Origin of the sequence: Kitasatospora sp. NPDC048545 (assembly GCF_040651155.1) — a bacterium.
GTDB lineage: Bacteria > Actinomycetota > Actinomycetes > Streptomycetales > Streptomycetaceae > Kitasatospora.
Window position 1 is genome coordinate 1 of record NZ_JBEZIQ010000188.1, and the last position, 1,149, is coordinate 1,149.

Sequence of the window (1,149 nt, forward strand, 5' to 3'; positions counted from 1 at the left end):
AACTTGGCCCGTAAGGCAGTGACGAGCGGACGCACAGTCATGGTCCACCATCCCACCAACTCATGCTGAACAAGCACTAATTGAGATACAAGCCCGCCGGCCGCACCGAGAACTGCCAGATCGGCGTCTTCGCCGCCTACGCCTCCACTCGCGGCCGCGCCCTGGTCGACCGCGAGCTCTACCTGCCCAAGTCCTGGACCGAGGACCGGGACCGCTGCCGCGCGGCGAAGATCCCCGACGAGAGGGACTTCCACACCAAGGGCAGCCTGGCCAAGGCCATGGTGCTGCGGGCACTCGCCTCCGAGCTGCCCATCGCCTGGGTCACCGCGGACTCGGCCTACGGACAGGAGGGCCGCTTCCGGCGCCTGCTTGAACAGTCCGGCGTCGGCTACGTCCTGGCGGTGCCCAAGTCCCAGTTCAGCGTGGGCTGTCCGCGCATCGACGGGCTGTTCGCCCAGGCCCCGGCCCAGGCCTGGGAGCGGATCTCGTGCGGCAACGGCGCCAAGGGACCGCGCGTCTACCACTGGGCAGCCATCCAGTTGCCGGCCGTGGCCGAGTACGACTACCAGGACGAGACCCTGATCCGCCGCCGATGGGCGCTGGCCCGCCGCAGCCTGAGCAAGCCTGACGAGATCGCCTACTTCCTCGCCTACGCACAACTCGACACGACAGTGGAGCAGTTGGTGCGGATCGCCGGAATGCGCTGGGCGATCGAGGAGTGCTTCCAAGCCGCGAAGAACGAGTGTGGTCTGGACCAGTACGAGGTCCGTCGCTACACCGGCTGGATGCGGCACATCACTCTGGCCATGCTCGCCCACGCGTTTCTGGCCGCGATGGCCGCGGCCGCAACGTCAAAGGGGGCTGCAGAAACGGTTCCCGCGCCCTGGTCGACCTCACCGTGGCAGAGATCCGGCGGCTCCTGGCGGCTGGCCGCACCCATGACCCGCGTCCGCAACGGTGCTCGCCCCGCACTCACGCCTTGAACTGGTCCACCTGGCGCCGGCAGCGACAGGCCGTCGCCCGCCACTGTCACTACCAACGCCGGCTGGACACGATCGAGGGGCGGTCCCAAGAAGACCGCCCCTGACGGGCACCAGCCCGCTACACTCACCGCGCAGCCGTCTGATCAGGCAAAACGTCGAAGTCCTG

Annotated in this window: 1 protein-coding gene; it reads left to right on the plus strand. The window is 68.1% G+C overall.

Features of this window, described 5'->3' with window-relative positions; genetic code table 11:
* Positions 1-80: 80 nt before the first annotated feature.
* Positions 81-983 (plus strand): IS701 family transposase, encoded by a 903-nt coding sequence (locus tag AB0D10_RS46415; protein WP_360269200.1) that lies wholly within the window; start codon positions 81-83, stop codon positions 981-983.
* Positions 984-1,149: the final 166 nt, after the last annotated feature.